Below are 22,582 nucleotides of genomic sequence, written 5' to 3' on the forward strand. Positions count from 1 at the left end.
ACATCTTCGGCATCGCCAGGAACCGTGCCTTTGTGGACGGGAACAAGCGTACGGCGATGGTCGCTGCCGGTGCTACATCAACGGCTACCACCTTACAGCTGATAACGGCACGATCTACGAATTCGTGATGGATGTCGCGGCAGGTGAAATGAGATCGGAGCCGCGGCGTTTTTCCGCGACTGTACAGTCAAGCTCAAGGTCTAGTTCTCGGCCTTGTCCGACAGCTTGACGATCTCCCACTCCTTGCCGTTGACGGCAACGACCTCGCCGACCTTCTTGCCGAACAGGGCCATCGCCATCGGCGAGACGTGGGAGATGCTGCCTTTCGACGGGTTGGCCTCGTCCTCGCCGACGATGCGCCAGTGGACCTTTTTGCCGTCGCCGTTTTCCAATGTGACGCCCATGCCGAAGCGGACCACATTGCTGCCGGACTCCGGCACCGAAAGCTCCGCGCTCTCGCGCCGCGCGGTCCAGTAGCGCAGGTCGCGGGACACTATTGCGAGGCGCTCGCGATCGCCGCGTCTTTCGGCCTTGGCCATCTGATCTCGCAATTCGGAGAGGTTCTCTTCGATCATCGCGAGTCCCCGCTCCGTTACCAGATTGCGGTGCGGACTGATCGGCCGTTCGCCGACACCGGCAATGGCGTTTTCGCTGTCTTCCTCGCGGGTGAAAGCTCTACTCATAACATGAACTTAAGCTTGGTGAGGCAAGTGCACAAGCGGTTTGCCTGCGAGCCGGCCTTGGCACGATTCCTGCGATGGAGCGGTTGAAACGCCAGGACCTGTGCCGATGTTGAACAGACGAACGCTGCTTGCCCGCACCACCGGCCTCGCCGCTGCCGGCCTCCTTGCCGACAAGGCATCGGCGAAGATACTGCCCGGCATCGAGAAGGCCACGATGCGCGGCTCGATCAATGCAATCGAAATCGGCTTGCAGCCGGGCGCGCTGGACGATCAGAGCAAGGCCTTCGCCAAGATGCTCAGCGACGCCAGCGACCGCGGTGCGCCGGTTTTTCTGCCGCCCGGGACCTATCTTGTCTCCAACCTGAAGCTGCCTGCCCGCGTGCGCCTTTCGGGCGTCCCGGGGGCGACCCGCATCGTCTATGGCGGCAACGGCCACCTGATGATGGCCGAACAGGCCGAGCATATCGAGCTCAGCGGGCTGGTGCTGGACGGCAGCAACCGCTGGCTGGCCGACTATACGCAAGGGCTGCTCGATCTGCGCCGCGTCGCGCATCTCGCCATCGACAATTGCCAGGTCACAGGCAGCGGCAAGAACGGGCTGGCGCTGGAACATGTTTCAGGCCGCATCGGGCGCTGCGATGTTTCGGGTGCGGCAGACGCCGGCATCTATTCGGTCGAGGCCGGCGGGCTGGAGATCTCGGGCAATACCGTCTCAGATTGCGCCAATGGCGGCATTCTGGTGCATCGCTGGCAACAGGCGGAGGACGGCACCATCGTCAGCGGCAACCGCGTGCAGCGCATCGGCGCGAGGAGCGGCGGCACCGGCCAGAACGGCAACGGTATCAACGCCTTCCGCGCCGGCAATGTCATTATCTCCGCCAACGTCGTGTCGGACTGCGCCTTCTCGGCGATCCGCGCCAACAGCTCCAGCAATCTGCAGATCACCGGCAACACCTGCTCGCGCTCGGGCGAGACGGGGATTTATTCGGAGTTCTCCTTCGAGGGCGCGATCCTCAGCAACAATCTGGTCGACGGTGCCGCCAACGGCATCTCGATCGTGAACTTCAACGAAGGCGGCCGCATGGCCGCGTGCTCGAACAATATTGTGCGCAACCTCTCGATCGTCGGCCCCTACACCGCCGACCCGCCGGGCTTCGGCGTCGGCATCAGCGCCGAGGCCGAGACCTCCGTCTGCGGCAATGTGGTGGAGAACGCGCCACTCTACGGCATGCAGCTCGGCTGGGGACCTTATCTGCGCAATGTGGTTGCAACGGGCAACATCATCCGCAAGTCCGGCACGGGCATCGTCGTCAGCGTCGTCGAGGGTTCCGGCAGCGCGGTCATTTCGGACAATATCATCGACGCCGCGCAGAACGGCGCCATCATCGGCCAGCGCTGGGCCAATCCGGTGACGGGCGATCTGGCAAGATCAACCTTTACCGGCTATGCGCATCTGACCGTCGAGCGGAACAAGGTCAGTTAGGCCAGCGCCGCCGTCGGCCGCAGCAAGCCCACTTTGGCGCCGATACGGCTTTCGACCGGCGGATTGGCAAGTCCGGTAAGCTTTGCCGCGAGCGCTTCGTCGCTGCGCAGCAGCTTGGCCAGCACGGCGGCGATCATCACCTCGGAGGCGCGGCTGGCGCCGTCATCGCATTTCAAGGCGATGCCGAGACCGAGCTCGGGCAGGGCCGCGCAATAGACGCCCTCGGCGCCGGTCTTGACGAAGATGCGGCCGGGCGCGGCCCGCATCAGCGCGAGGTCCGCCTTACCGGTGCCGGCCACCAGGAACGGTTCGGCCATGCAGGCCGAGAGCAGGCGCTTCGCCGCCTTGGCGCGTTCGGGCGCAAAGCCCCTGCCCGTCGCCATACGCGCAAAGCCCAGCGCAAAGCTCTTCAGCGGCACGGCATAGGTCGGGATCGAGCAGCCGTCGGTGCCGCAATGGTCGACATCATGCGCGGCGCCGGTCACCGATTGCATCGCGTCGCGCACCATCTCCTGCAGCGCATGGCCGGCCTTGACGTAGCCGCCATGGGCAATGCCGGAATGCACGCAGGTACAGAGGAAACCGGCATGCTTGCCGGAGCAATTGTTGTGGAGCGGGTTGGGCGCGCTGCCGGTGCGCGCCAGCGCGATCGTCGCAACGTGGCTCGACGGCCAGTGCGCGCCGCATTCGAGCGCCGTCTTGTCGAGACCGGCCTTGGCGAGCATTGCTTGCGCCAGTTCGACATGCGCCGGCTCGCCTGAGTGCGAGGCGCAGGCCAGCGCCAATTCGCGATCGCCGAAGCCGTAGGCGTCCGCAGCACCGGATTCGAGCAGCGGCAGCGCCTGGATCGCCTTCACCGCCGAGCGCGGAAACACCGGTCGTGCCGTATCGCCGATCTCCCAGACAGGCTTGCCGTCGGCGTCGAAGACAGAAACCGCGCCGCGATGGGCGCTTTCGACCACCGCGCCGCGCGTGACTTCGACCAGAACCGGATTTGCCATGCTGCCTCCCGCAAGCGCGCGCCGGCGGCGTCGCTTTGATGCGGGCCGCTTCTACCTGATCCGATCGAGGATGGAAACGTAGTTGGCCACCGCAGCACCGCCCATGTTGAAGATGCCGCCGAGTTTTGCCCCAGGCACCTGAATGCCGCCGGCCTCGCCGGTCAGTTGCATGGCGGTGAGGACATGCATGGAGACGCCGGTGGCGCCGATCGGATGGCCCTTGGCCTTCAGCCCGCCGGACGGATTGACCGGCAGCCGGCCGTCCTTGGCCGTGACGCCTTCCAGCGCGAGCTTCGCGCCCTCGCCGGGCTTCGCCAGGCCCATCGCCTCGTATTCGATAAGCTCGGCGATGGTGAAGCAGTCATGCGTCTCGACAAAGGAGAGGTCGTCGAGCGTGACGCCGGCCTTTTTCAGCGCCTGTTCCCAGGCCCGCTCGCAGCCCTCGAAGGCAAGGATGTCGCGCTTCGACATCGGAAGGAAATCCTGGACATGCTCGTTGGCGCGGAAGGTCACGGCGCGGCGCATCTTCAGCGCCGTCGCGGTGTCGGTGAGGACGAGCGCCGCGGCGCCATCCGAGACCAGCGAGCAGTCGGTGCGCTTCAGCGGACCGGCGACGAAGGGGTTCTTCTCACTTTCCTGACGGCAGAACTCGTAGCCGAAATCCTTGCGCATTTGGGCATACGGATTTTCGACGCCGTTTTTGTGGTTCTTGGCGGCAATCATGGCGAGCGCATCCGACTGGTCGCCATAGCGCTGAAAATAGGCCTGAGCGATCTTGCCGAAGACGCCGGCAAAGCCGGCCGGCGTTTCGCCATCCTCGGGCAGATAGGAGGCTTTCAGCAGGTTCTTGCCGATCTCGGGCCCAGGTGTGGTGGTCATCTGCTCGGCGCCGACCACCAACACGACGCGGGCGGCGTTGGAATCGATGGCGCGGACGCCTTGTCTCACCGCAGCCGAACCGGTGGCGCAGGCATTCTCCACGCGCGTCGCCGGCTTGAAGCGCAGCCGGTCGTCGGCCTGCAGCACCAGGCTCGCGGTGAAATCCTGCGGTGAGAAGCCGGCGTTGAAATGGCCGAGCACGATCTCGTCGACATCGTCAGGGCCGATGCCGGCATGATCGAGCGCGTCCACGGCGACCCTGGTGATCAAGCCCTCCAGCGTCTCGCCTTCGAGCTTGCCGAAACGCGAATGCGCCCAGCCGACGATGCATGCGGTCATGACAGCCTCCATCTGCCGCGCAGCCTAGCACGTCCGGTCGCGGCATGACATTCAATATTGTTCAATAGTGAACCGTTTTCCAGCCGAAGGGATGGGGCCAGAGCGATACGATCGATTGATCCGATGCCGATTTTTTATTGATTGATGCGTCAATAAAAAATAATCTCGCTTCGAACCGGACCCCTCGCATGCCGAAAATCGGAATGGAACCGCTGCGCCGCAAGGCGCTGATCGACGCGACGATCTCGGCAATCGGCGAGCGCGGTTCGCTGGACGTCACGATGTCGGAGATCGCCGGCCGCGCCGGCGTGTCGTCGGCGCTCGCCCATCACTATTTCGGCGCCAAGGACGAGCTGCTCTTCGCCACGATGCGGCACATCCTTGCCGAGCTCAACATCGATACAAGACGAGCGCTTCGCGTCGCCGCGACACCGCGCCAGCGCGTCTCGGCCGTCGTTGCGGTCAGTTTCTCCGACGAGCAGTTCCAGCCGGAGATCATCGCGGCCTGGCTCGCCTTCTATGTCGAGGCGCAGAAATCGACCGAGTTGCGGCGGCTGCTTCGTATCTATGCGCGGCGGCTCAATTCCAACCTGATGAGCGGGCTGACCGGCATTCTGCCGAGGGCCGAAGCGGACCGCGCTGCGGAAGCGACGGCGGCGCTGATCGACGGACTCTACATTCGGCGCGCGCTGAAGGACGGCGTGCCCGATGCGCAGACAGCGATCGCGCTCGTCGAAGATTATCTCGAAACCAAGCTCAGCGGACGGAGCCTGCCTTGACCACCGAACGACCCAATTTCCTGATCGTCATGGTCGATCAGCTCAACGGCACGCTCTTCCCCGACGGCCCGGCGGATTTCCTGCACGTGCCGCATCTCAAGGCGCTCGCCGCTCGCTCGGCGCGTTTCGCCAACAACTACACCGCCTCGCCGCTTTGCGCGCCCGGCCGGGCTTCCTTCATGAGCGGCCAGCTGCCGTCGCGCACCGGGGTCTATGACAACGCCGCCGAATTCTCCTCCTCGATCCCGACCTTCGCGCATCATCTGCGCTCCGCCGGCTATTACACCTGCCTGTCCGGCAAGATGCATTTCGTTGGACCGGACCAGTTGCACGGCTTCGAGGAGCGGCTGACCACCGATATCTATCCGGCCGATTTCGGCTGGACGCCGGATTACCGCAAGCCCGGCGAGCGCATCGACTGGTGGTATCACAATCTCGGCTCGGTCACCGGCGCCGGCGTTGCCGAGACCACCAACCAGATGGAGTATGACGACGAGGTGGTGTTTCTGGCCGAGCAAAAGCTGTACCAGCTTTCGCGCGAGCAGGACGATGCGGGACATCGGCCCTGGTGTCTCACCGTTTCGCTATCGCACCCGCACGATCCCTATGTCGCGCGCAGGCAGTACTGGGATCTTTACGAGAACTGCCAGACGCTCGATCCCGAAACGCCGTTCATCCCGCATGACGAACAGGACACGCATTCGCAGCGCCTTTACCGGGCAAGCGACTATCAGTCCTTCGAGATCACGTCCGAGCAGGTGCGCCGTTCCCGGCGAGGCTATTTCGCCAACATTTCCTATGTCGACGATAAGCTCGGCGAGCTTCTGGACGTCCTCAAGCGCACTCGCATGCTTGACGACACCATCATCCTGTTCTGCTCGGATCACGGCGACATGCTGGGCGAGCGCGGCCTGTGGTTCAAAATGAGCTTCCTCGAGGGCTCGGCGCGCGTGCCGCTGATGATCGCCGGCAACGGCGTGCCAGCCGGCCTCATCGAGGCGCCCGTCTCCAATCTCGACGTCACGCCGACGCTCTGTGACCTCGCCGGCATTGATATCGCTGCAATCGCGCCGTGGACCGACGGCCAGTCGCTGCTGCCGCTGCTCGGCGGCAAGCCGCGCACCGCACCCGTTCTCATGGAATATGCCGCCGAAGGCTCCTATGCGCCGCTGGCCGCGATCCGCGACGGCAAATACAAATTCGTCCATTGCGAGCTCGACGCGCCGCAGCTGTTCGACCTGGAGGCCGACCCGCTCGAACGGAACAACCTCGCTGACGAGCCGGCGAACGCTGCCCTGGTGGCGGCGTTCATGGAAAAGGTCCGGGCGCGCTGGGACATGGCCGCGTTCGATGCCGCGGTGCGCGAAAGCCAGGCACGCCGCTGGGTCGTCTACCCGGCGCTGCGCAACGGCGCCTATTACCCCTGGGATTTCCAGCCGCTGCAGAAAGCCTCGGAGCGCTACATGCGCAATCACATGAATCTCGACAACCTTGAAGAGAGCAAACGATATCCGCGAGGCGAATGATGGCAGACGTTCTGGTTCCCACCCTCGACCGCCTGAAGCAGGCCTATGCGGTGACCTCGACGGCGACGCAAGTCACGCCGCTGTTGGAGTCGGCCGCACTTGCGAGGGAAGCCGGCGCCGCGCGGGTGTTCGTCAAGCCGGAATCGCTGCAATGGGCGGGGTCCTTCAAGGTGCGCGGCGCCTATTGGCGCCTTAAGCGGCTGTCACCGGACGAAGCGAGGAAGGGCGTGGTCGCCTATTCCTCCGGCAATTTCGCGCAAGGGCTTGCGGCTGCCGGCCAGGCGCTCGGCATTCCCGTCACCATCGTCATGCCGATCGACGCGCCTGCCGCCAAGCGCGACGCGACCGCCGGCTATGGCGCGCGCGTGGTGCTGACCGATCATGGCGAGCGTGCCCGCGAGGAAGTCGCCGCCGCCAAGGCGCGCGAGATCGCCGAGACCGAGCAGCTCACCTTGCTGCATCCCTTCGACGATCCCGAGATCGTCGCCGGCCAGGCAGGGGCCGGGCTGGAAGCGCTCGACCAATTGGCGGCGAAGAAGGCCCACGCCGACCTGGTGTTCTGCTCGGTTGGCGGCGGCGGGCTGATCGGCGGCGTGTCGCTCGCCTTCCATTATCTGTCGCCGAAAACCGAGATCATCGCCGTCGAGCCGGAAGGCTTCAACGGCATGGGCTCGTCGCTGGCGCATGGCGCCATCGAGACGATGCCGATCGGACCGAGATCGATCTGCGACGGGCTGATGGCGCGCAAGCCAGGCGAGGCGCCCTTCGCGGCGGTGAGTGCTGCCGGCGTTCGCGGCGTCACCGTCGAGGATGCCGCGGTGCGGGGTGCAATGAAGATCGCCTTCGAGCGGCTGAAGCTGGTGCTGGAGCCTTCGGGCGCGGCCGCGCTTGCCGCGCTGCTCGGCGGCAAGGTGGATGTGGCGGGCAAAACCGTCCTTGTGGTGGCTACCGGCGGCAATGTCTCGCTCGCCGACTTTATGGCGCATATGAACAATGCTTGAAGCGGATTTCGTCATCATCGGATCCGGCTCCGCCGGCTCGGCCATGGCCTACCGGCTGTCGGAAGACGGCAAGCATTCGGTGATCGTCATCGAGTTCGGCGGCACCGATATGGGGCCGCTGATCCAGATGCCGTCGGCGCTGTCGATCCCGCTCAACATGAGCCTTTACGACTGGGGCTTCGCCAGCGAGCCGGAGCCGCATCTCGGCGGCCGTGTGCTCGCCACCCCGCGCGGCAAGGTGATCGGCGGTTCGTCCTCCATCAACGGCATGGTCTATGTTCGCGGCCATGCGCGCGACTTCGACCATTGGGCCGAACAGGGTGCTGCCGGATGGGGCTTCGCCGATGTGCTTCCCTATTTCAAGCGCATGGAGGATTCCGACGGCGGCGAGGACGGCTGGCGCGGTCACGGCGGCCCGCTGCATGTGCAGCGCGGCACGCGCAAGAACCCGCTCTACGGCGCCTTCCTCGAGGCGGGCCGGCAGGCCGGCTTCGAGCTCACCGACGACTACAACGGATCGAAGCAGGAAGGCTTCGGGCCGATGGAGCAGACCATCTGGCGCGGCCGCCGCTGGTCCGCGGCCAACGCCTATCTGAAGCCGGCTCTCAAACGAAAAAATGTTAGCCTGCTTAAGGGTTTCGCGCGACGCGTGGTGATCGAGAATCAACGCGCCGTCGGCGTCGAGATCGAAGCTCACAAACAGATTCAGGTCGTTAAGGCGCGACGTGAGGTGATTGTGGCCGCGTCGTCGATCAATTCGCCGAAGATCCTTATGCTGTCCGGCATCGGTCCGGGCGCACATCTGCAGGAAAACGGCATAGAGGTCATTGCCGACCGGCAGGGCGTCGGCCGCAATCTGCAGGACCATCTGGAGCTTTATATCCAGCAGGAAGCGACCAGACCGATCACGCTGAATTCGGTGCTCAACCCGTTCTCCAAGGCAATGATCGGCGCGCAGTGGCTGTTCTTCAAGACCGGCCTCGGCGCCACCAACCATTTCGAGGCGGCGGCCTTCGTGCGTTCGCAGGCCGGTGTCGACTACCCCGATATCCAGTATCACTTCATCCCAGCGGCGGTGCGCTATGACGGCAAGGCGGCGGCGAAGTCGCATGGCTTCCAGGCGCATGTCGGGCCGATGCGGTCGAAGTCGCGCGGCTCGGTGAGCCTGCGCTCGCCCGATCCGAAAGCGAAACCGGTGATCCGCTTCAACTACATGTCGCATCCCGACGACTGGAGCGAGTTCCGCCACTGCATCCGGCTGACGCGCGAGATTTTTGGCCAGAAGGCCTTCGACGGCTTCCGCGGCAAGGAGATTTCGCCGGGCGCCCATGTGCGGACCGACGACGAGCTCGACGCCTTCATCCGCGATCACGCCGAGAGCGCCTATCACCCTTGCGGCACCTGCAGGATGGGCCGCGCCGACGACCTGACCAGCGTCGTCGATCCGGAATGCCGGGTGATCGGCGTCGAGGGGCTGCGCGTTGCCGACTCCTCGATCTTCCCGCGGGTGACCAACGGCAACCTGAACGCGCCGTCGATCATGACCGGCGAGAAGGCGTCCGACCACATCCTTGGCCGCACGCCGCTCGCGCCATCCAACCAGGAACCCTGGATCAATCCGCGCTGGCAGGTGGCAGACAGATAGCGCATGATCCGGCGGGCGCCCTCCCCCGCCCCGGCGATTACGAACGGAGAAGACCATGCGCGCCCAGCCAACGGCATCGCACTACGTCAACGGCCGCTACATCGAGGACGAAGGCGGCGCGCCACTGCCGGTGATCTATCCGGCGACGGGCGAGACCATCGCCACGCTGCATTCGGCGACGCCGAACGTGCTGGAGTTGGCGATCGAGGCCGCGCGCGCGGCGCAGCCGGCCTGGGCACGGATGAAGCCGGTCGAGCGCGGCCGCGTCCTGCGCCGCGCCGCTGATATCCTGCGCGCCCGCAATGCCGACCTGGCGCGCATCGAGACGCTGGACACCGGCAAGGCGATCCAGGAGACGCTGGTGGCGGACGCGCCTTCGGCCGCCGATTGCCTGGAATATTTCGCCGGCGCAGTGGCGGCCTTCAACGGCGAGATGATCGAGCTCGGCGGACCGTTTGCTTACACAAGACGAGAGCCGCTTGGTGTGTGCGTCGGCATCGGCGCCTGGAACTATCCGATCCAGATCGCCGGCTGGAAGTCGGCGCCGGCTTTAGCCATGGGCAACGCCATGGTGTTCAAGCCGTCGGAGAACACGCCGCTCTCGGCACTGGCGCTGGCCGAAATCTACAGCGAGGCGGGCCTGCCCGACGGGCTGTTCAACGTCGTGCAGGGCTATGGCGATGTCGGCGCTGGCCTCGTCGGCCATGATGTCGTGGCCAAGGTCTCGGTGACCGGCTCGGTGCCGACCGGCCGCAAGGTGCTGTCGCTTGCCGGTTCGAAAATGAAGCACGCCACGATGGAGCTCGGCGGCAAGTCGCCGCTGATCGTCTTCGACGATGCCGATCTCGAAAACGCCATCGGCGGCGCCATGCTCGGCAATTTCTATTCGACCGGCCAGATCTGCTCCAACGGCACGCGCGTCTTCGTGCAGAAGGGCCTGCATGACCGCTTCGTCGAGCGGCTGACCGAGCGTACCAAAAAAATCCGCATCGGCGATCCGCTCGATCCGGAAACGCAGATGGGGCCGTTGGTCAACAAGGCGCAGCAGGAAAAGGCTGTTTCCTACATCGCCGCCGGCAGAGAGGAGGGTGCGACGCTTGCCTGCGGCGGCAACGTGCCGTCGCTGCAGGGCTTCGAAGGTGGCTTCTTCATCAAACCGACCGTGTTCACCGGCGTGACCGATGGCATGCGCATCGCGTGCGAGGAAATCTTCGGACCGGTGATGAGCGTGCTGAAATTCGATAGCGAGGACGAGGTGATCGAACGCGCCAACAATACCGAATTCGGCCTCGCTGCGGGCGTCTTCACCCGCGACCTGCCCCGCGCCCATCGGGTGATCGCCGAGTTGCAGGCAGGCACCTGCTGGATCAACGCCTACAATCTGACGCCGGTGGAAATGCCCTTCGGCGGCGTCAAGCAGTCCGGCATCGGCCGCGAGAACTCGCTCGCGGCGCTGGCGCACTATTCGCAGCTGAAGGCGGTCTATGTCGAGACGGGGGATGTGGCGAGCCCGTATTGACTTGGCGATTGGCCAAAAGCCCGCAGTGACAGCAGAGATTGGCAGCTTCTGCGTTGCCGCCAGTTGCCCCCTCACCCCTTCTCCGCCGTTCCGTCCAGATACTGCGTCAGCGCGCAAACCAGATGGTAGAAGATGCTGGCCGGCACGTCGCTCGCCAATGACCGGCCGCGCTCGTCGATGCGGTCAATCCAGAGGCCGACCGGCGCCGGGTCGATGTGCCAGCGGAACAGGTGGCCGACGCGCGCCTCGATCTCCGGTTTGAGGTCCGGCCCACCCGAGCCGTCGAGCGCGATCGCAGCCTTGATCGCCTCGGCCTGCGGCCAGCTGCGCGAGACCGTGTCGAGCGGAAGGCCCTGGCGCGAGACGGCGCCATAGGCAAGGCCGGTGGCGCGGTTGAGTCCGTTGGCGACAGCCGAGGCATAGAGCTTGCGGGCGAAGCCGGTGAGTTCGGCCTGGCCGCTGCGGGCGGCGAAATCGACGAGCAGCGAGGCCCATTCGAAATGGTGGCCGGGTTCGGTCCATGTTCCTTTCGCGCCCGCCACGGGCTTCCAGCCGTCGTCGAAATACTCGCCCAGCGTCCAGCTTTCGGCATCGAAGAAATGACTGCGGAAGAGATCTATGACGCGCGCCGCGCGGCTCAGGTAGACGCGCTCGCCAGTGGCTCTGTGCCAAGCGAGAAAGGCTTCGAGCAGATGCATGTGCGGGTTGGAGCGACGCTCGCCCTCGCCGTCGGAGGTTTCGAGGAAACCTGTCATGCGGCTGTCCTCGAGATGAGCATCGAGGAAAGCAAAGGTTTCCTCGGCGAGCCGCAACGCATCGGGATGACCCGACATATGCGCGTGCGCCAGCGCCAACAGCACGCAGGAATGGTCGTAGGCATCCTCGACCGGATCGGCGACCGAGCCGTCGATATTGAGCGTGCGCACCCAGCCGCCTTTGTCGGTGCGGCCCCGGCCTGCCATGAAGTCAAGGCCATGAGCGATCAGCCGATCCGCCGGTCCGTCCCAGCCGCGCTCCTTGGCGACGGCGAAGGCATAGATCTGACGCGCCTGGGTGCGCATGCGTTTTGGCTTCATCAACGGCGCGGCGTCGAAGCCCAGCGCCTCGTGGAAGCCGCCATGGCGCTCATCGACGCCGGCGGTCGACCACAGCGGCAGCGTCTCCTCGAACAGCCAGTGCCGAACGCGGCGCCGCCAGGCGCCGCTCTCGATGACGCGGTCATGCGCCGGCGTGAACCTCGTCTCCAGCCGACCGGATTTCTCTAGCTGCTCGACGATCTTCTTGACGTGCTGGCTGTGGCTGACCGGCGCCACGAAGGTGGCGTCGGCCGTCGAGACGATCGCCACGTCCTTCATGCCGATGGCCGACAGCAGCCGGCCGTCGCCGCGGATGTAGGAGTTCTCGCAATCTATGGCCAGGACATCGCCAAGGATGACGTTACCGTGGCTGTCGGACGGGCCGACATCGAGCAGCGACTGCCACGAACCGAGATCGTTCCAGCGGAATCCGGCCGGCACCATGGCGATGTCCTTGGCCCGCTCCATGACAGCGTAGTCGATCGAGGTCGACGGGATCGCCGAGTAGAGTTCCAGCGGCATGTAAAGCCCGGAAAGATCGTTGGTCGCCGCGTGATACGCGGCTTCCGTCGCCTGCCAGATCTTGGGCTCGAACGCGGCGAAGGCAGCGCGCATGACGCCGGCGCGAAACAGGAAAATGCCGGTATTCCAGTAGAAACTGCCGGCGTCGAGATAAGCCCGCGCGGTGGCGAGGTCGGGCTTCTCGACGAAGCGAGAGACGTCGAACACGCCGTCGCGGTCGGCCGCGACCTCGATATAGCCATAGCCGGTTTCGGGCTGCGTCGGCTTGATCCCGAACACCACCAGGCGACCGGCTCTCGCCGCCGCAGCACCCGCTTCAACGCTCTGCCAGAACTGGCGCGCGGTGGAGATTTCGTGGTCGGAGGGCACCACGAGAACAAGCTCGTCGCCAAATTCGGAGAGGGTGCGCAGGCTGGCAAGCGCCACGGCAGCGGCGGTGTTGCGCCCGGTGGGCTCGAACAGCGGCCCGCCGCCGGCGAGATCAATGCCGGCAAGATCGGCATGGACGCGCTCGGCATGGCGCTCCGATGCGATGAGAAAGATCGGCGTCTGCCCTTCAGGCCGCGCGGCCAGCCGGCGCAAGGTCTTGGCCAGCATCGAGCCGTCGCCGGAAAGGTCGTGGAATTGCTTGGGATTGTCCTCGCGCGACAGGGGCCATAACCGCGAGCCGACGCCGCCGCTCGTGACGAAACTGACGATGCGCTGGCTCATGGCTGCCCTGTTAGAAGGTCTGGTTGTAGGCGCCGACTTCGGGACTGCGGCGCAGCACGGCGTCGACGGCTTCGAACATCTGCCGGCGCCGCTCGGACGATACCGGGCTCTCCACCACCACGACAAGCTCGGGCTTGTTCGAGGAGGCGCGCACAAGGCCCCAGGTGCCGTCCTCCGCAACGACGCGCACACCGTTGACGGTGATGAGCGTTACGATCTTCTGGCCGGCAAAGTCAGCACCTTCGCGGTGCATCGTCTGAAAATCCGCCACGACGCGGTCGACCACGCCGTACTTCACCTCGTCGGGGCATTGCGATGACATGGTCGGCGTACCGTAGGTCAGCGGCAACGCGCGGCAGAGATCGGCCATCGAGCTCCGCGGATTGCGGTCGAGCATCTGGCAGATGACGATCGCAGTGATCAGCCCGTCGTCATAGCCGCGGCCGATAGGCGGGTTGAAGAAGAAATGCCCGGATTTCTCGAAGCCGGCGACGGCACCGAGCTCGGCAACGCGGCGCTTGATGTAGGAATGGCCGGTCTTCCAATAGTCAGTTGTGGCGCCGTTCGCCTTGAGCACATGATCGGTGGCGAAGAGCCCCGTCGACTTGACGTCGACGACGAAGGCCGAGCCCGGACGGAGCGATGAAGTATCGCGCGCGAGCATGAGGCCGACCTTGTCGGCGAAGATCTCGTTGCCCTCGTTGTCGACGACGCCGCAGCGGTCGCCGTCGCCATCGAAGCCCAGTCCGACATCTGCGCCCGTCTCCAGCACCTTCTCGCTGATGGCACGCAGCATCTGCATGTCCTCGGGATTGGGATTGTAGCGCGGGAAGGCATGGTCGAGCTCGACGTCGAGCGGGATCACCTCGCAGCCGACACGCGCCAGCGCTTCCGGCGCGAAGGCGCCGGCCGTGCCGTTGCCGCAGGCACAAACGACCTTGAGCTTTCTCGAGATGTGTTTGCCCTTGGTAAGATCATCGACATAGAGCTCCCGGAAACCGGAGATGAACTCGTAGGCACCGCCGCCGCGGAGGTCGAAGTCGGCTTCGAGCACGATCTTCTTCAACGCGCTCATCTCTTCCGGACCGAAGGTGAGCGGCCGCGCCGCCCCCATCTTGACGCCGGTCCAGCCATTCTCGTTATGCGAGGCGGTGACCATGGCGACCGAGGGTGTATCGAGCGCGAACTGCGCGAAATAGGCCATGGGGGACAAAGCCAGGCCGATATCCTTCACCCGGGCGCCCCCTGCCATCAGGCCGGAGACCAGCGCCAGCTTGATCGACAGCGAATAGGAGCGGAAATCATGGCCGGTGACGATATCCGGCCCAACGCCCAAGCGCCGGATCAGCGTGCCCAGACCCATGCCGAGCGCCTGGACGCCGATCAAATTGAGCTCCGGCGCCTTGGTCGAGCCGGGATGGCCGACCCACCAGCGCGCGTCGTACTCGCGAAAGCCCGACGCCTTGATCAGCGCCGAGGTCTCGAATTCGAAGCTGTTGGGCCGGGCTTCGCCAAGAATCGTCAGGGTCAATGGTCGAAACTCCAGAGAGCCGGAATGCCGATCTATAAAGGGCGCGGCTTATCATGAAAGCCTTTAAGCCGGTCTTTCTCCGACGGCTAAATCGCATGCCATCCGGGCAAGCTTGGTGAAAGCCGAGAAATGCGACACAAGTGCAGCCATTGACGCTTGCAGGATCGGAAAGTGGCGGCTATAAGCCCGCCGTCTGGTCACGGAGTGTAGCGCAGTCTGGTAGCGCACATCGTTCGGGACGATGGGGTCGCAGGTTCAAATCCTGCCACTCCGACCAGAACGAAATCTCCCGAAAACCTTCGGTTTCCCTGCCAATTCAACAGCTTGCGCGTTTTCGCGCAGAGAACCGTAGCGGTGCGTCACGCAGTAAGACGCGCTTGCCGCATATCTATGCTGCAGCCGAACTGATCCTGCCCTACGGCGCCAGGAAGGAAGGGCTTGCCGTCGCGCGCACCGGCTCGGAACGAGCATAACCGTCACGCCTGATGCCGCCATGGTCGATCAGGCGGGCGATCACGGCGCGCCGTGCGTGATACGGCGTCAACGTATGGTCGGCATTCGGCAGCGAGACCCTGGTCACGCCACGAATGCTATCGAGCCGCTCTTCCTCCGAGCCAAAATGGCGGGCGATCTCCTTCAGGCTCAGATCGCCTTCCGAGGTTACCAGGAGGACCCGCACGCCGCGGCCGCATAGGTCGCGCATCCAGCGTTCCACCCGCCGCTGTCCAAGCAGCGCGGCCGGATGCAGCATGGACAATGTGGACTTGATCGCCTCCAGCCCGCGCCGGATGATCAGCCGGGCGCATCGCGAAACGATCCCGCGCCATGCGGCGTCGGCCGGCTCGCGGCTCTCCTGCCTGGCGGCAGCGTTCTGCCCGAGCACGGCCTTGGATGTCTCGTAAGTCTTCCAGACCGCCATCTCCAGCGCGTAGGAACTGTTCCAGGCGAAGCAGAGCGGGTTGATCATGGTCAGCATCCGTACCCGCCGATCGGCCCGCGCGGCGTGAAAAGCCTGAAATGCGCCGGCGCAGGTGCCGACCAGGCCGACCCCGGGGTAGCCGGCTCGCTCCATCCAGTTGATCGCACGACTTACATCATCGCGCGTGCGCCGGTCATAAAGGAACAGGCGCCCTTCCTCAGTCGGATCGCTGAGGCCAAGTCCGGGCAGGTCGACGCGCAGCGAGGCTACGCCTTCCGCCGCCAGGGCTCGCGCCGCTTCCACCGTGCCGCGCGCCCAGCCGACATGCGGCACGCCACCGGCATTGAGGAAGATCACCGGCTCAGCCTCGGTCTGGCGTTCGCGCGGTCGGCAAAGCACACCGCAGATCATCGGCGCCGGTCCAATCAGCACCGGGCTTTCCGTGTAATGCGGACCGTCCAGTATCTCCGACGCAGCGCGCGGCATGGCCTTTCCCGCTGCCGCTTCGCCGGTCTGGTCGGCGATCCAGGCGGCGCAGCGATCGAGAGCGGCGGCCGGAATCCGGTTGGCGGTCGGGTCGCACATCAAGAGAGGATAGCCATCGAACTCGGCCGTCGCGATTTCCGCAGCGCCAGCCGTGTCGCCGCGCACCTCTTCCGCAGCCAGCGGCTTGCCGTTTGTAAGCACCAGCATCGGCAGGGATGGAAGGCCAGCCGCGGCATGCCGCCAATCGAGCGCCGAGAGATCAGCCAGCGTTTCATGCGAAATTCGGAAGCCGGCGGCCTCGCGCCCCTCAGAGAAAACCCCTTCGCCCGCCGAGCGGCTGGCCAGCGGCGCGTCGATCATGCGCGACATGGCTGTGATCTCGCGAACATAGGCCTTGCCGGAGGACGGCGGCGCGAGCAGCACGAGACCCGCCACGTCGTCGCGTCCGGCCGCCGCCAGCGGGGCCAGCAGGGCACCAAGCCGGAAGCCGACCAAAATGACGTCCGCCACGCCGCAATCCTGCTTCAGCCGATCGATCGCCGCGCCTATGCTCGCCGTCCACCGTTGCACCTGACCGGGCGTTGAATGGTCCCCGGCGGCATTGCCGCAGCCGGGATAGTCGAATTGCAGCGCCGGCAGACCGTGTTCGGCCGACTTGTCAGCCAGAAGCCGCAGGAAACGCTGGCTGCACAGGTCCTCGTGGCCATGCGCCCCAGCGATCACGACACCCCGGCCGCGCCGCCCGGTGCCCCTGCCTTCATGAAGCCAGCCGATCGTGTCGGCGAAGACGACCCCCTTCATGCCACGCTCCCAGCAGGCCGCAACGACTGCATGCTCTCCACCCTGGTCTCTACATTGTCGGCTTGCGGCGCATCGTAGGCCACCTCGCGATCGCCATTCAGCGCCGTCACGACGCCGGCCGGAGTGGCATAGGCCGGCCCATCCAGGCCAATTTCCTTCACCGCGCCCGGCATCAGGTGGAAGCCGTTCTCGCGCGGGAAGAACAGCCCATCCTTGATGGCGACTTGATAGGCGGCGCGTCTGCAGGCGAGCCGCAGGCGCCAGCCGTCGCTTCCGCGCATCAGCCCTGCGGACAGACCGACATCGCGTCGCGCGGTCATGGCGCCTGGAAGCACATGAAAGGCTTCGGCCAGGATCTCGCCGTCGTGGCCTTCCAGCCTTGCCACCGTTACTTCGTGCCCGGCTGGGCCGAAGCGATAGGCGTAAGACAGATCAAAGAAGGCGCCGAGCAGCGAGAATGCCGACAGCGACTGCGCCCCACGCGCCTGCAGAGTGACCGGCCGGCGCGCCGCCACCACCGGGGTGACGCCGTCGCGCAGGCAGGCAAGCGATAGTGTCGCCTCGACTGCCCTTGCCGTGTCATTGACGAGATGGACGCTCAGCCCGTTGACGCCCTCATCGCTCAGCGTCAGCCGGAGCGGCGCGAAGGCGCGTCTCAGCGCATGCCAGACCGATTTCGGCCGACCGGCAGAATCGACGACGCCCCACCCTGCTCCCGGGAGCAGATCCTTCCAGAAGAACACCAGCGCGCCCGCCGTCGGGGAGGCCGGTCTGCGCCATTCATCGATCGTGCGCTCAACCACCTCGGCAATGACGGCGCGCGAGAGGTCGAGGTAGCGCGCTGGATCCTCCATGCGCAGCCGGCGAGCATCGACGCCGAACAGCGTCTCCAGATAATGCTCGCGCACGTCCTCGAAATCCCACGACGCACCTGCATCGCGCGGCACGCCGGCCTTCCAGCGCGGGTCGTGGCCGGGCGGAACGGGCAGATGCTCATCGAGCGTCGCCTGTTCCGGCACGTTGGCGAAGGCGAGGCATTCGCTGGCGAAACGCACCTCCGCGCGGCGCGCGTCCTCCAGCGGCCGGCAATAGGCGCCGACGCCATAGTAGTGCGTCGGGCCGCCATCCGCGGCAAAGGGCAGGCTGCCGCCGGAGGGCGAGGAGGACACGAGCGCCAGATCGGGCAGGATCGCCTGCGCGGCCGGACGCACGACATCGTCGAACCAGGGTGTCGGATCCATCGCCACCGGCATGCCGAGCATCGCGGCCTGCTGCGCCACCTCGCTGCCGCCGCACAGCACCGCCAGCGACGGCGAATGCCGAAGCCGCCTCAACAGGTTCTCCACCTCGCGCGACAGCGCCGCCCGCCAGGCCTCGCTCTTCGCCGGATAGTCGAAATTGGCGAGCATCAGGTCCTGCCAGACCAGAATGCCCATCTCGTCGCACAGCTCGTGGAAGGCATCGCTTTCATAGGCGAAGGTGCCGCCGACCCGCAGCATGTTGACGCCGGCTTGGCGCACGAGATCGAGGTCGGGCTGGATTTCGCCTCGCTCGCAGGGCAGTCGCACGGGATCGGAGGGCGTCCAGACCGCGCCGCGGCAGAACACCGGCACGCCGTTGACGACCAGGCGAAAATCGCGTCCGTCGGCGCCGCGATCGATCTCGATGCGGCGGAATCCGACCCGGCCCAGCCGGCTGCGCACCGTGCCCAGCGTCGCCATCACTTCGTGCAGCGCCGGCTCGCCATGTCTGTTCGGCCACCATGGGGCGACATCGGCAATGGCCAATTCCGCCGTCAGCCGGGTGGGTGTCTCGAACTTGAGGGGCGCGCGCACTCCGGCACAGCTGACATGCGCCGTTTGCGCATTGTCGAAGGGTTCGGCGAGGGTTATCGCAACGGCAAGATGCCCGGTCGTGCCGTCGAGCCTGGCGCGCATGTCGGCATCGAGGATGCGCTGCCCGCCATTTTCGTGGATCAGCTTGACGGGACGCCACGGCCCGACGACATCGAAGCTCGGGCACCAGCCCGGCATATGGCCGATCAGGGTCGTGCGCACCAGCCGCAGCCGCTGATCGTCGATCATGCGAGGGCGCCAGCGGGCGCGCGGACCGATCGCCGTTTCCAGATGGCGGTCGAGACTGCGAAAGACGATGGCGAGCTGCTCGCCCCCTGAAAGGCTTACCGCAGCCTCATGGCGCTCGAACATCGAGGTCGAGGTGAGCAGCAGCCGCTCGCCAAGCCAGACCTCGGCGACAGTCGCCAGCCCCTCGAACACCAGCCGCACCGAGCCGGTCGCGTCGAGCCTGCGGCTGTACCAGACATCGCGGTCGTGCAGCCGGGTTGGCTGCTTGCGGTCCCAGCGGCCATGCTTTTCCAGCGTGGCGGCCGCCGTGCCGGGGCAGGCCGCGTCCAGCCATTCGGCATTTGCGTCGATGTCATTCGGCGAAGCCCAGGCACCTGCCGCCGAGATGGCCATCCGCCAACCCCGATCCAGCAATCCGGCAGTGCCGGCGATCGACACCGTGGCGTCCATTCCCCCACCCATCATCAAATGCGCCTCGGCCGGCCCGCTAGGCCGCCTTGGAGGCGACACCGGCCATGCGGGCGTCCAGCACGTCCATCACCGTTTCGTAGGCCTGCGCCATCGGCGCGATTGCTTCGGTCAAGCCGTCGAAGCGCTGCCGCGCCATCGCGCGGGCGAGCTTGAACTGCATGACCTTGGCGCCCTCGGCAATGTTACCGGCGGCTTGCACCGCCTCTGCCAGACAGGTTTCGCCGTGCTGCCCCAGCCATTCGAGATGACTGCCAAGAAGTTCGAAATTCGCGCCGACCTGCCGCAGCGTGTTGAAGGCATAGGTGTGGAAATAGGCAGGCGACTTTGTCGCCAGCCTTTCAGCGTGGCGGCCGAACGCGGCCGCATAGGCGCCGAGCGGATTGCGCTTCGGCCGCCGCTTCAGGTGATGTGCGAGCAGCGCCGCTGCGGTCCCGACCGCGTCGCGGACCGGGCGCGTGGCGTCGAGCTTCACGAATTCCGCGTAAGGAAACAGGGGCAGGTCGCCTGCCGACACACCATCCCATTGGCCGAAGATGCCGTCATAGTCTTGGCCCTCGAGCGCGAAGTAGCCGTCATTGTGGAAGTAGCGCATCTGCCGCGCCTCGGGATCGAGCGCATTGATGCCGACCGTGGTCTTGGAATGGCCGCTGCGGTAGGTGATGCCTTTGGTGTCGGGCAGGTAGAAGGCATCGACCTCGACAAGCGGCAGCCGGCCGAGCTCGACTTGCGTCAGCACATGCGTCTCCAGCCGGTCGAAGACCGCCAGCTCCTGGATGTCCAGCCCCGCCAGCCTCTGCAGGTCGGCGGTCGGGAACTTGAAAAACGTGAACTGATCACCTTCGAAATCCTGCGCCGCGGTGAAACCGAACGCTGCGACCGGATCGTGCCCGGTCGCGTGCAGAACCTCGATCAGAAGGTCGACATAGCAGTTGGTCTGCGGCCACCGCCTTTGTGGATCGTGCAGCCAGTGCGGCCGGTAGGTGGCCGGATCGAGGCCGGCGATCGCTCTCAGCATCTCACACGCCCCACAGCACGTCGCGGACCGCCGCCGGCCAGGCTTCCGCGTCCGGCCCGTGGTGGCGGAACAGCGCCAGCGCCACGCGCTCCAGCCCGAAGCCGACGCAGGCCGAATGGCAGAACTCCCCGTCGGCGAACTTCAGGCCCCAGGTCTGGCCAAAATGGTCCTGGTGATAATTGAAGCTCAAACAGGCGGTCGGCTTCTCGATGCTGGTCACCGGAATCAGCAGCTCGAATTTCAAGCCCTGATCGCGCTGGTTGTTGGCCATCATCCTGCCGCCTCGGCCGAAGAACGGATCGTTGGCAAGATCGACCTCGCAGGGCAGGTCGAGCGACTCGATCATGGCCCTGCCGCGCTTCAGCCAGCTTTCGCGGAACGAGCGCACCTGCTCGGCCGTGCCGATCTTGACGAACTCGCGCATGCGGAAGAGCTGCATGCGCGCCGGGTCCTTCGACGGCTCGTGGCGGAAGCAGTAGGAGGAGAGTTCGAAAAGAAGGCCCTGCGCCGGCACTGGGCCGCGCGCAGCTATTGTGGGATAGAGCGGATAGCAGGCGGCGGGTGTCAGCGCGAGGTCCGTCGCCTTCTGCAGCTCCGTCCAGTCTCCGCCGTCAGCCATCATGCCGAGCAGCTGCGCATGCTCCCGCTCGCCGCCCATGAAGGAATGCACGCAGCCGGCAAGCTGCGGAAAGTTTTTCATGTAGCCGCTCTTCTCCAGCGTCGCGCGGCTCATGCCCGGCGGAAAATGGATGCGAGTGGCCTTGTCGGGCGCGCCGAGCCGGGTGACGAGACGCTCGAACCGCTCGATCACGTCCTCGAACGCGCCCGAACGGCCATAAAGGCCGTCGACGCCGGATTCGAACAGGATGCCGTTCTCGAACAGGCTGTCCAGCAGCGACTTGGAGTCGAATGTCTTGGCGTCCATCTCAGCTCCCCAGGCCGGTGTCGAAGCGGCTCATCAGCATGAGCGTCGCGGTATTGGAAAGGATGCGGTCGTTGGAGATCATCACCGGCGCCGAGGTCACATCGCGCAGCTGCCGGCCGACGCTGAACGGGGTGCCGTTCTTGTAGCCAAGAATGCCGTTGACCAGCATGGCGAGACGCACCACGGCGCCGGCTTTCTCGCTGGCCGCGACCTTCAGCGCGTTGATCTCGGCGGCGAAGCCGATCGAAGACAGCGCGTCGTCCTCGCCCGCGGCCGCTTCGAAGCGGTGGATGGCGGCCGCAAGGTGGCCTTTCATCTCCTGCAAAAGGGCGGCCGCTTCGGCCAGCCTCAGCGCGCCCGGCGGCATGGAGTCGGGCTGCTTGCGCGCCGCCGCCTTGACGAAGGCCTGCGCCCGATTGAAGGCGTCGGCGGCGATGCCGAACCAGGTCGCCGCCCAGAAGATGTGCGAGCTGGCCAGCATCGACTGCGCCGCGATCTCGGAGAACGGCTTCGGGAATATCTGCGCCGCGTCACCCGTGGCGACCAGATGAAAGCCGTCGGAGCAGGTGCCGCGCATGCCGAGCGTGTCCCACACCGACGTGCGCTCAAGCGTGCGGTTGGCATCGGCCGGGATCACCACCATCACCTGATCGGAGCTGGCCGCATCAGGGGCGCGACGCGCCGTGGCGAGGATGGCGTCGGCATAGTTGCCATAGGAGATGACGGTGGCTTCCTTGGTCAGCGCGAAGCGCCCGCCGGCGACCGCGACCGCACAGATCGAATTGCGCAAATTGCCGCCGATGCCGGCCTCCGTCGTCGCCGAAGCCATCAGAAGCTGCTCGTCGGCGATGCGCCGCATATAGGCGCGGTGCCAGTCGCTGGCGCCTCCGTGGGTGACGAAGCTCGACGTCTTGATCTGATGCATGGCATAGATCATCGCGCTCGAGCCGCAGGCCTGGCCGAGCTGCACGATGAGGTCGGCGATCTGCATCGTGCCAAGCCCCTCGCCTCCATGCTCGATCGGGATCGCCACGCCGAGCAGGCGCTCGCGCTTCAGCGCCTCGATCGTCTCCGCCGGGAAACGCCCCTCCTTGTCGACGGGGTCGGCATGGCCGGCGGCGATCTCGGCGACGCGGCGCATGCGCTCGGTCGCGGCTTCGGGCGCCTCCGCGAGCGAGGCCGCCTC

Annotated in this window: 17 protein-coding genes and 1 tRNA gene; 8 read left to right on the forward strand and 10 right to left on the reverse strand. The window is 65.7% G+C overall.

Features of this window, described 5'->3' with window-relative positions; translation table 11 throughout:
• Positions 1–11 precede the first annotated feature (11 nt).
• Entirely contained in the window at positions 12–128 is a 117-nt protein-coding gene (locus CK221_RS31255; protein WP_348628436.1) for a hypothetical protein, read from the forward strand.
• Between the two features lie 72 nt (positions 129–200).
• Here the strand turns inward: CK221_RS31255 and greA are convergent, their stop codons facing one another.
• Positions 201–683 carry a transcription elongation factor GreA gene (gene greA / locus CK221_RS12340; RefSeq protein ID WP_066997710.1) on the reverse strand — a complete coding sequence of 161 codons (483 nt, stop codon included), beginning with the start codon at positions 681–683 and terminating at the stop codon, positions 201–203.
• A 106-nt stretch (positions 684–789) separates the two neighbouring features.
• Between greA and CK221_RS12345 the strand changes: the two genes are divergently transcribed.
• Positions 790–2,166, forward strand: coding sequence for a TIGR03808 family TAT-translocated repetitive protein (locus CK221_RS12345; protein WP_095778016.1), 1,377 nt, complete (start codon positions 790–792; stop codon positions 2,164–2,166).
• Here the strand turns inward: CK221_RS12345 and CK221_RS12350 are convergent.
• A complete protein-coding gene (locus tag CK221_RS12350; RefSeq protein WP_095777915.1) occupies positions 2,163–3,167 on the reverse strand; it encodes an asparaginase in 1,005 nt (334 codons plus the stop codon). The genes CK221_RS12345 and CK221_RS12350 overlap by 4 nt on opposite strands.
• A 51-nt stretch (positions 3,168–3,218) precedes the next feature.
• On the reverse strand, positions 3,219–4,385 hold the full coding sequence (locus CK221_RS12355) for an acetyl-CoA acetyltransferase (RefSeq protein ID WP_095778017.1): 1,167 nt from the start codon (positions 4,383–4,385) through the stop codon (positions 3,219–3,221).
• Between the two features lie 188 nt (positions 4,386–4,573).
• On the opposite strand from CK221_RS12355, the gene betI reads away from it, so the two are divergent.
• The 5 genes from betI to betB are packed head-to-tail and all read left to right on the forward strand — an operon-like array spanning position 4,574 to position 10,855.
• Positions 4,574–5,164, forward strand: coding sequence for a transcriptional regulator BetI (gene betI, locus CK221_RS12360; protein WP_067320854.1), 591 nt, complete (start codon positions 4,574–4,576; stop codon positions 5,162–5,164).
• Positions 5,161–6,690, forward strand: coding sequence for a choline-sulfatase (betC, locus tag CK221_RS12365; protein ID WP_066997719.1), 1,530 nt, complete (start codon positions 5,161–5,163; stop codon positions 6,688–6,690). Before betI ends, betC begins: the two co-directional genes overlap by 4 nt.
• Positions 6,687–7,691, forward strand: a complete 1,005-nt coding sequence (locus CK221_RS12370; protein WP_176477893.1) for a pyridoxal-phosphate dependent enzyme — start codon at positions 6,687–6,689, stop codon at positions 7,689–7,691. The genes betC and CK221_RS12370 overlap by 4 nt, the downstream gene beginning before the upstream one ends.
• Positions 7,684–9,336 carry a choline dehydrogenase gene (gene betA, locus CK221_RS12375; RefSeq protein WP_066997725.1) on the forward strand — a complete coding sequence of 551 codons (1,653 nt, stop codon included), beginning with the start codon at positions 7,684–7,686 and terminating at the stop codon, positions 9,334–9,336. Before CK221_RS12370 ends, betA begins: the two co-directional genes overlap by 8 nt.
• A 55-nt stretch (positions 9,337–9,391) precedes the next feature.
• A complete protein-coding gene (gene betB / locus CK221_RS12380) occupies positions 9,392–10,855 on the forward strand; it encodes a betaine-aldehyde dehydrogenase (protein ID WP_095777917.1) in 1,464 nt (487 codons plus the stop codon).
• Between the two features lie 71 nt (positions 10,856–10,926).
• Here the strand turns inward: betB and CK221_RS12385 are convergent, their stop codons facing one another.
• Positions 10,927–13,164 carry an AGE family epimerase/isomerase gene (locus CK221_RS12385; RefSeq protein ID WP_095777918.1) on the reverse strand — a complete coding sequence of 746 codons (2,238 nt, stop codon included), beginning with the start codon at positions 13,162–13,164 and terminating at the stop codon, positions 10,927–10,929.
• 10 nt (positions 13,165–13,174) lie between these two features.
• Positions 13,175–14,695: a phosphomannomutase/phosphoglucomutase gene (locus CK221_RS12390; RefSeq protein ID WP_095777919.1), complete on the reverse strand. Its 1,521-nt coding sequence runs from the start codon at positions 14,693–14,695 to the stop codon at positions 13,175–13,177.
• Positions 14,696–14,895: 200 nt separating this feature from the next.
• On the opposite strand from CK221_RS12390, the gene CK221_RS12395 reads away from it, so the two are divergent.
• A tRNA-Pro gene (locus CK221_RS12395) sits at positions 14,896–14,972 on the forward strand.
• 138 nt (positions 14,973–15,110) lie between these two features.
• Here the strand turns inward: CK221_RS12395 and CK221_RS12400 are convergent.
• The 5 genes from CK221_RS12400 to CK221_RS12420 are packed head-to-tail and all read right to left on the reverse strand — an operon-like array spanning position 15,111 to position 22,537.
• On the reverse strand, positions 15,111–16,901 hold the full coding sequence (locus CK221_RS12400; RefSeq protein ID WP_095777920.1) for an alpha/beta hydrolase family protein: 1,791 nt from the start codon (positions 16,899–16,901) through the stop codon (positions 15,111–15,113).
• Positions 16,898–19,450 (reverse strand): glycoside hydrolase family 2 protein, encoded by a 2,553-nt coding sequence (locus CK221_RS12405; protein WP_245430621.1) that lies wholly within the window; start codon positions 19,448–19,450, stop codon positions 16,898–16,900. The genes CK221_RS12400 and CK221_RS12405 overlap by 4 nt, the downstream gene beginning before the upstream one ends.
• A gap of 22 nt (positions 19,451–19,472) precedes the next feature.
• The gene (locus tag CK221_RS12410) at positions 19,473–20,471 is read right to left on the reverse strand and encodes a DUF1839 family protein (RefSeq protein ID WP_095777921.1); all 999 of its coding nucleotides are present in this window, start codon (positions 20,469–20,471) and stop codon (positions 19,473–19,475) included.
• Position 20,472: 1 nt separating this feature from the next.
• Positions 20,473–21,396 (reverse strand): amino acid--[acyl-carrier-protein] ligase, encoded by a 924-nt coding sequence (locus CK221_RS12415; protein WP_095777922.1) that lies wholly within the window; start codon positions 21,394–21,396, stop codon positions 20,473–20,475.
• A gap of 1 nt (position 21,397) precedes the next feature.
• Positions 21,398–22,537, reverse strand: coding sequence for an acyl-CoA dehydrogenase family protein (locus CK221_RS12420; protein WP_095778018.1), 1,140 nt, complete (start codon positions 22,535–22,537; stop codon positions 21,398–21,400).
• Between the last annotated feature and the right edge of the window lie 45 nt (positions 22,538–22,582).

This window comes from Mesorhizobium sp. WSM3868, assembly GCF_002294785.1.
Lineage (GTDB): Bacteria > Pseudomonadota > Alphaproteobacteria > Rhizobiales > Rhizobiaceae > Mesorhizobium.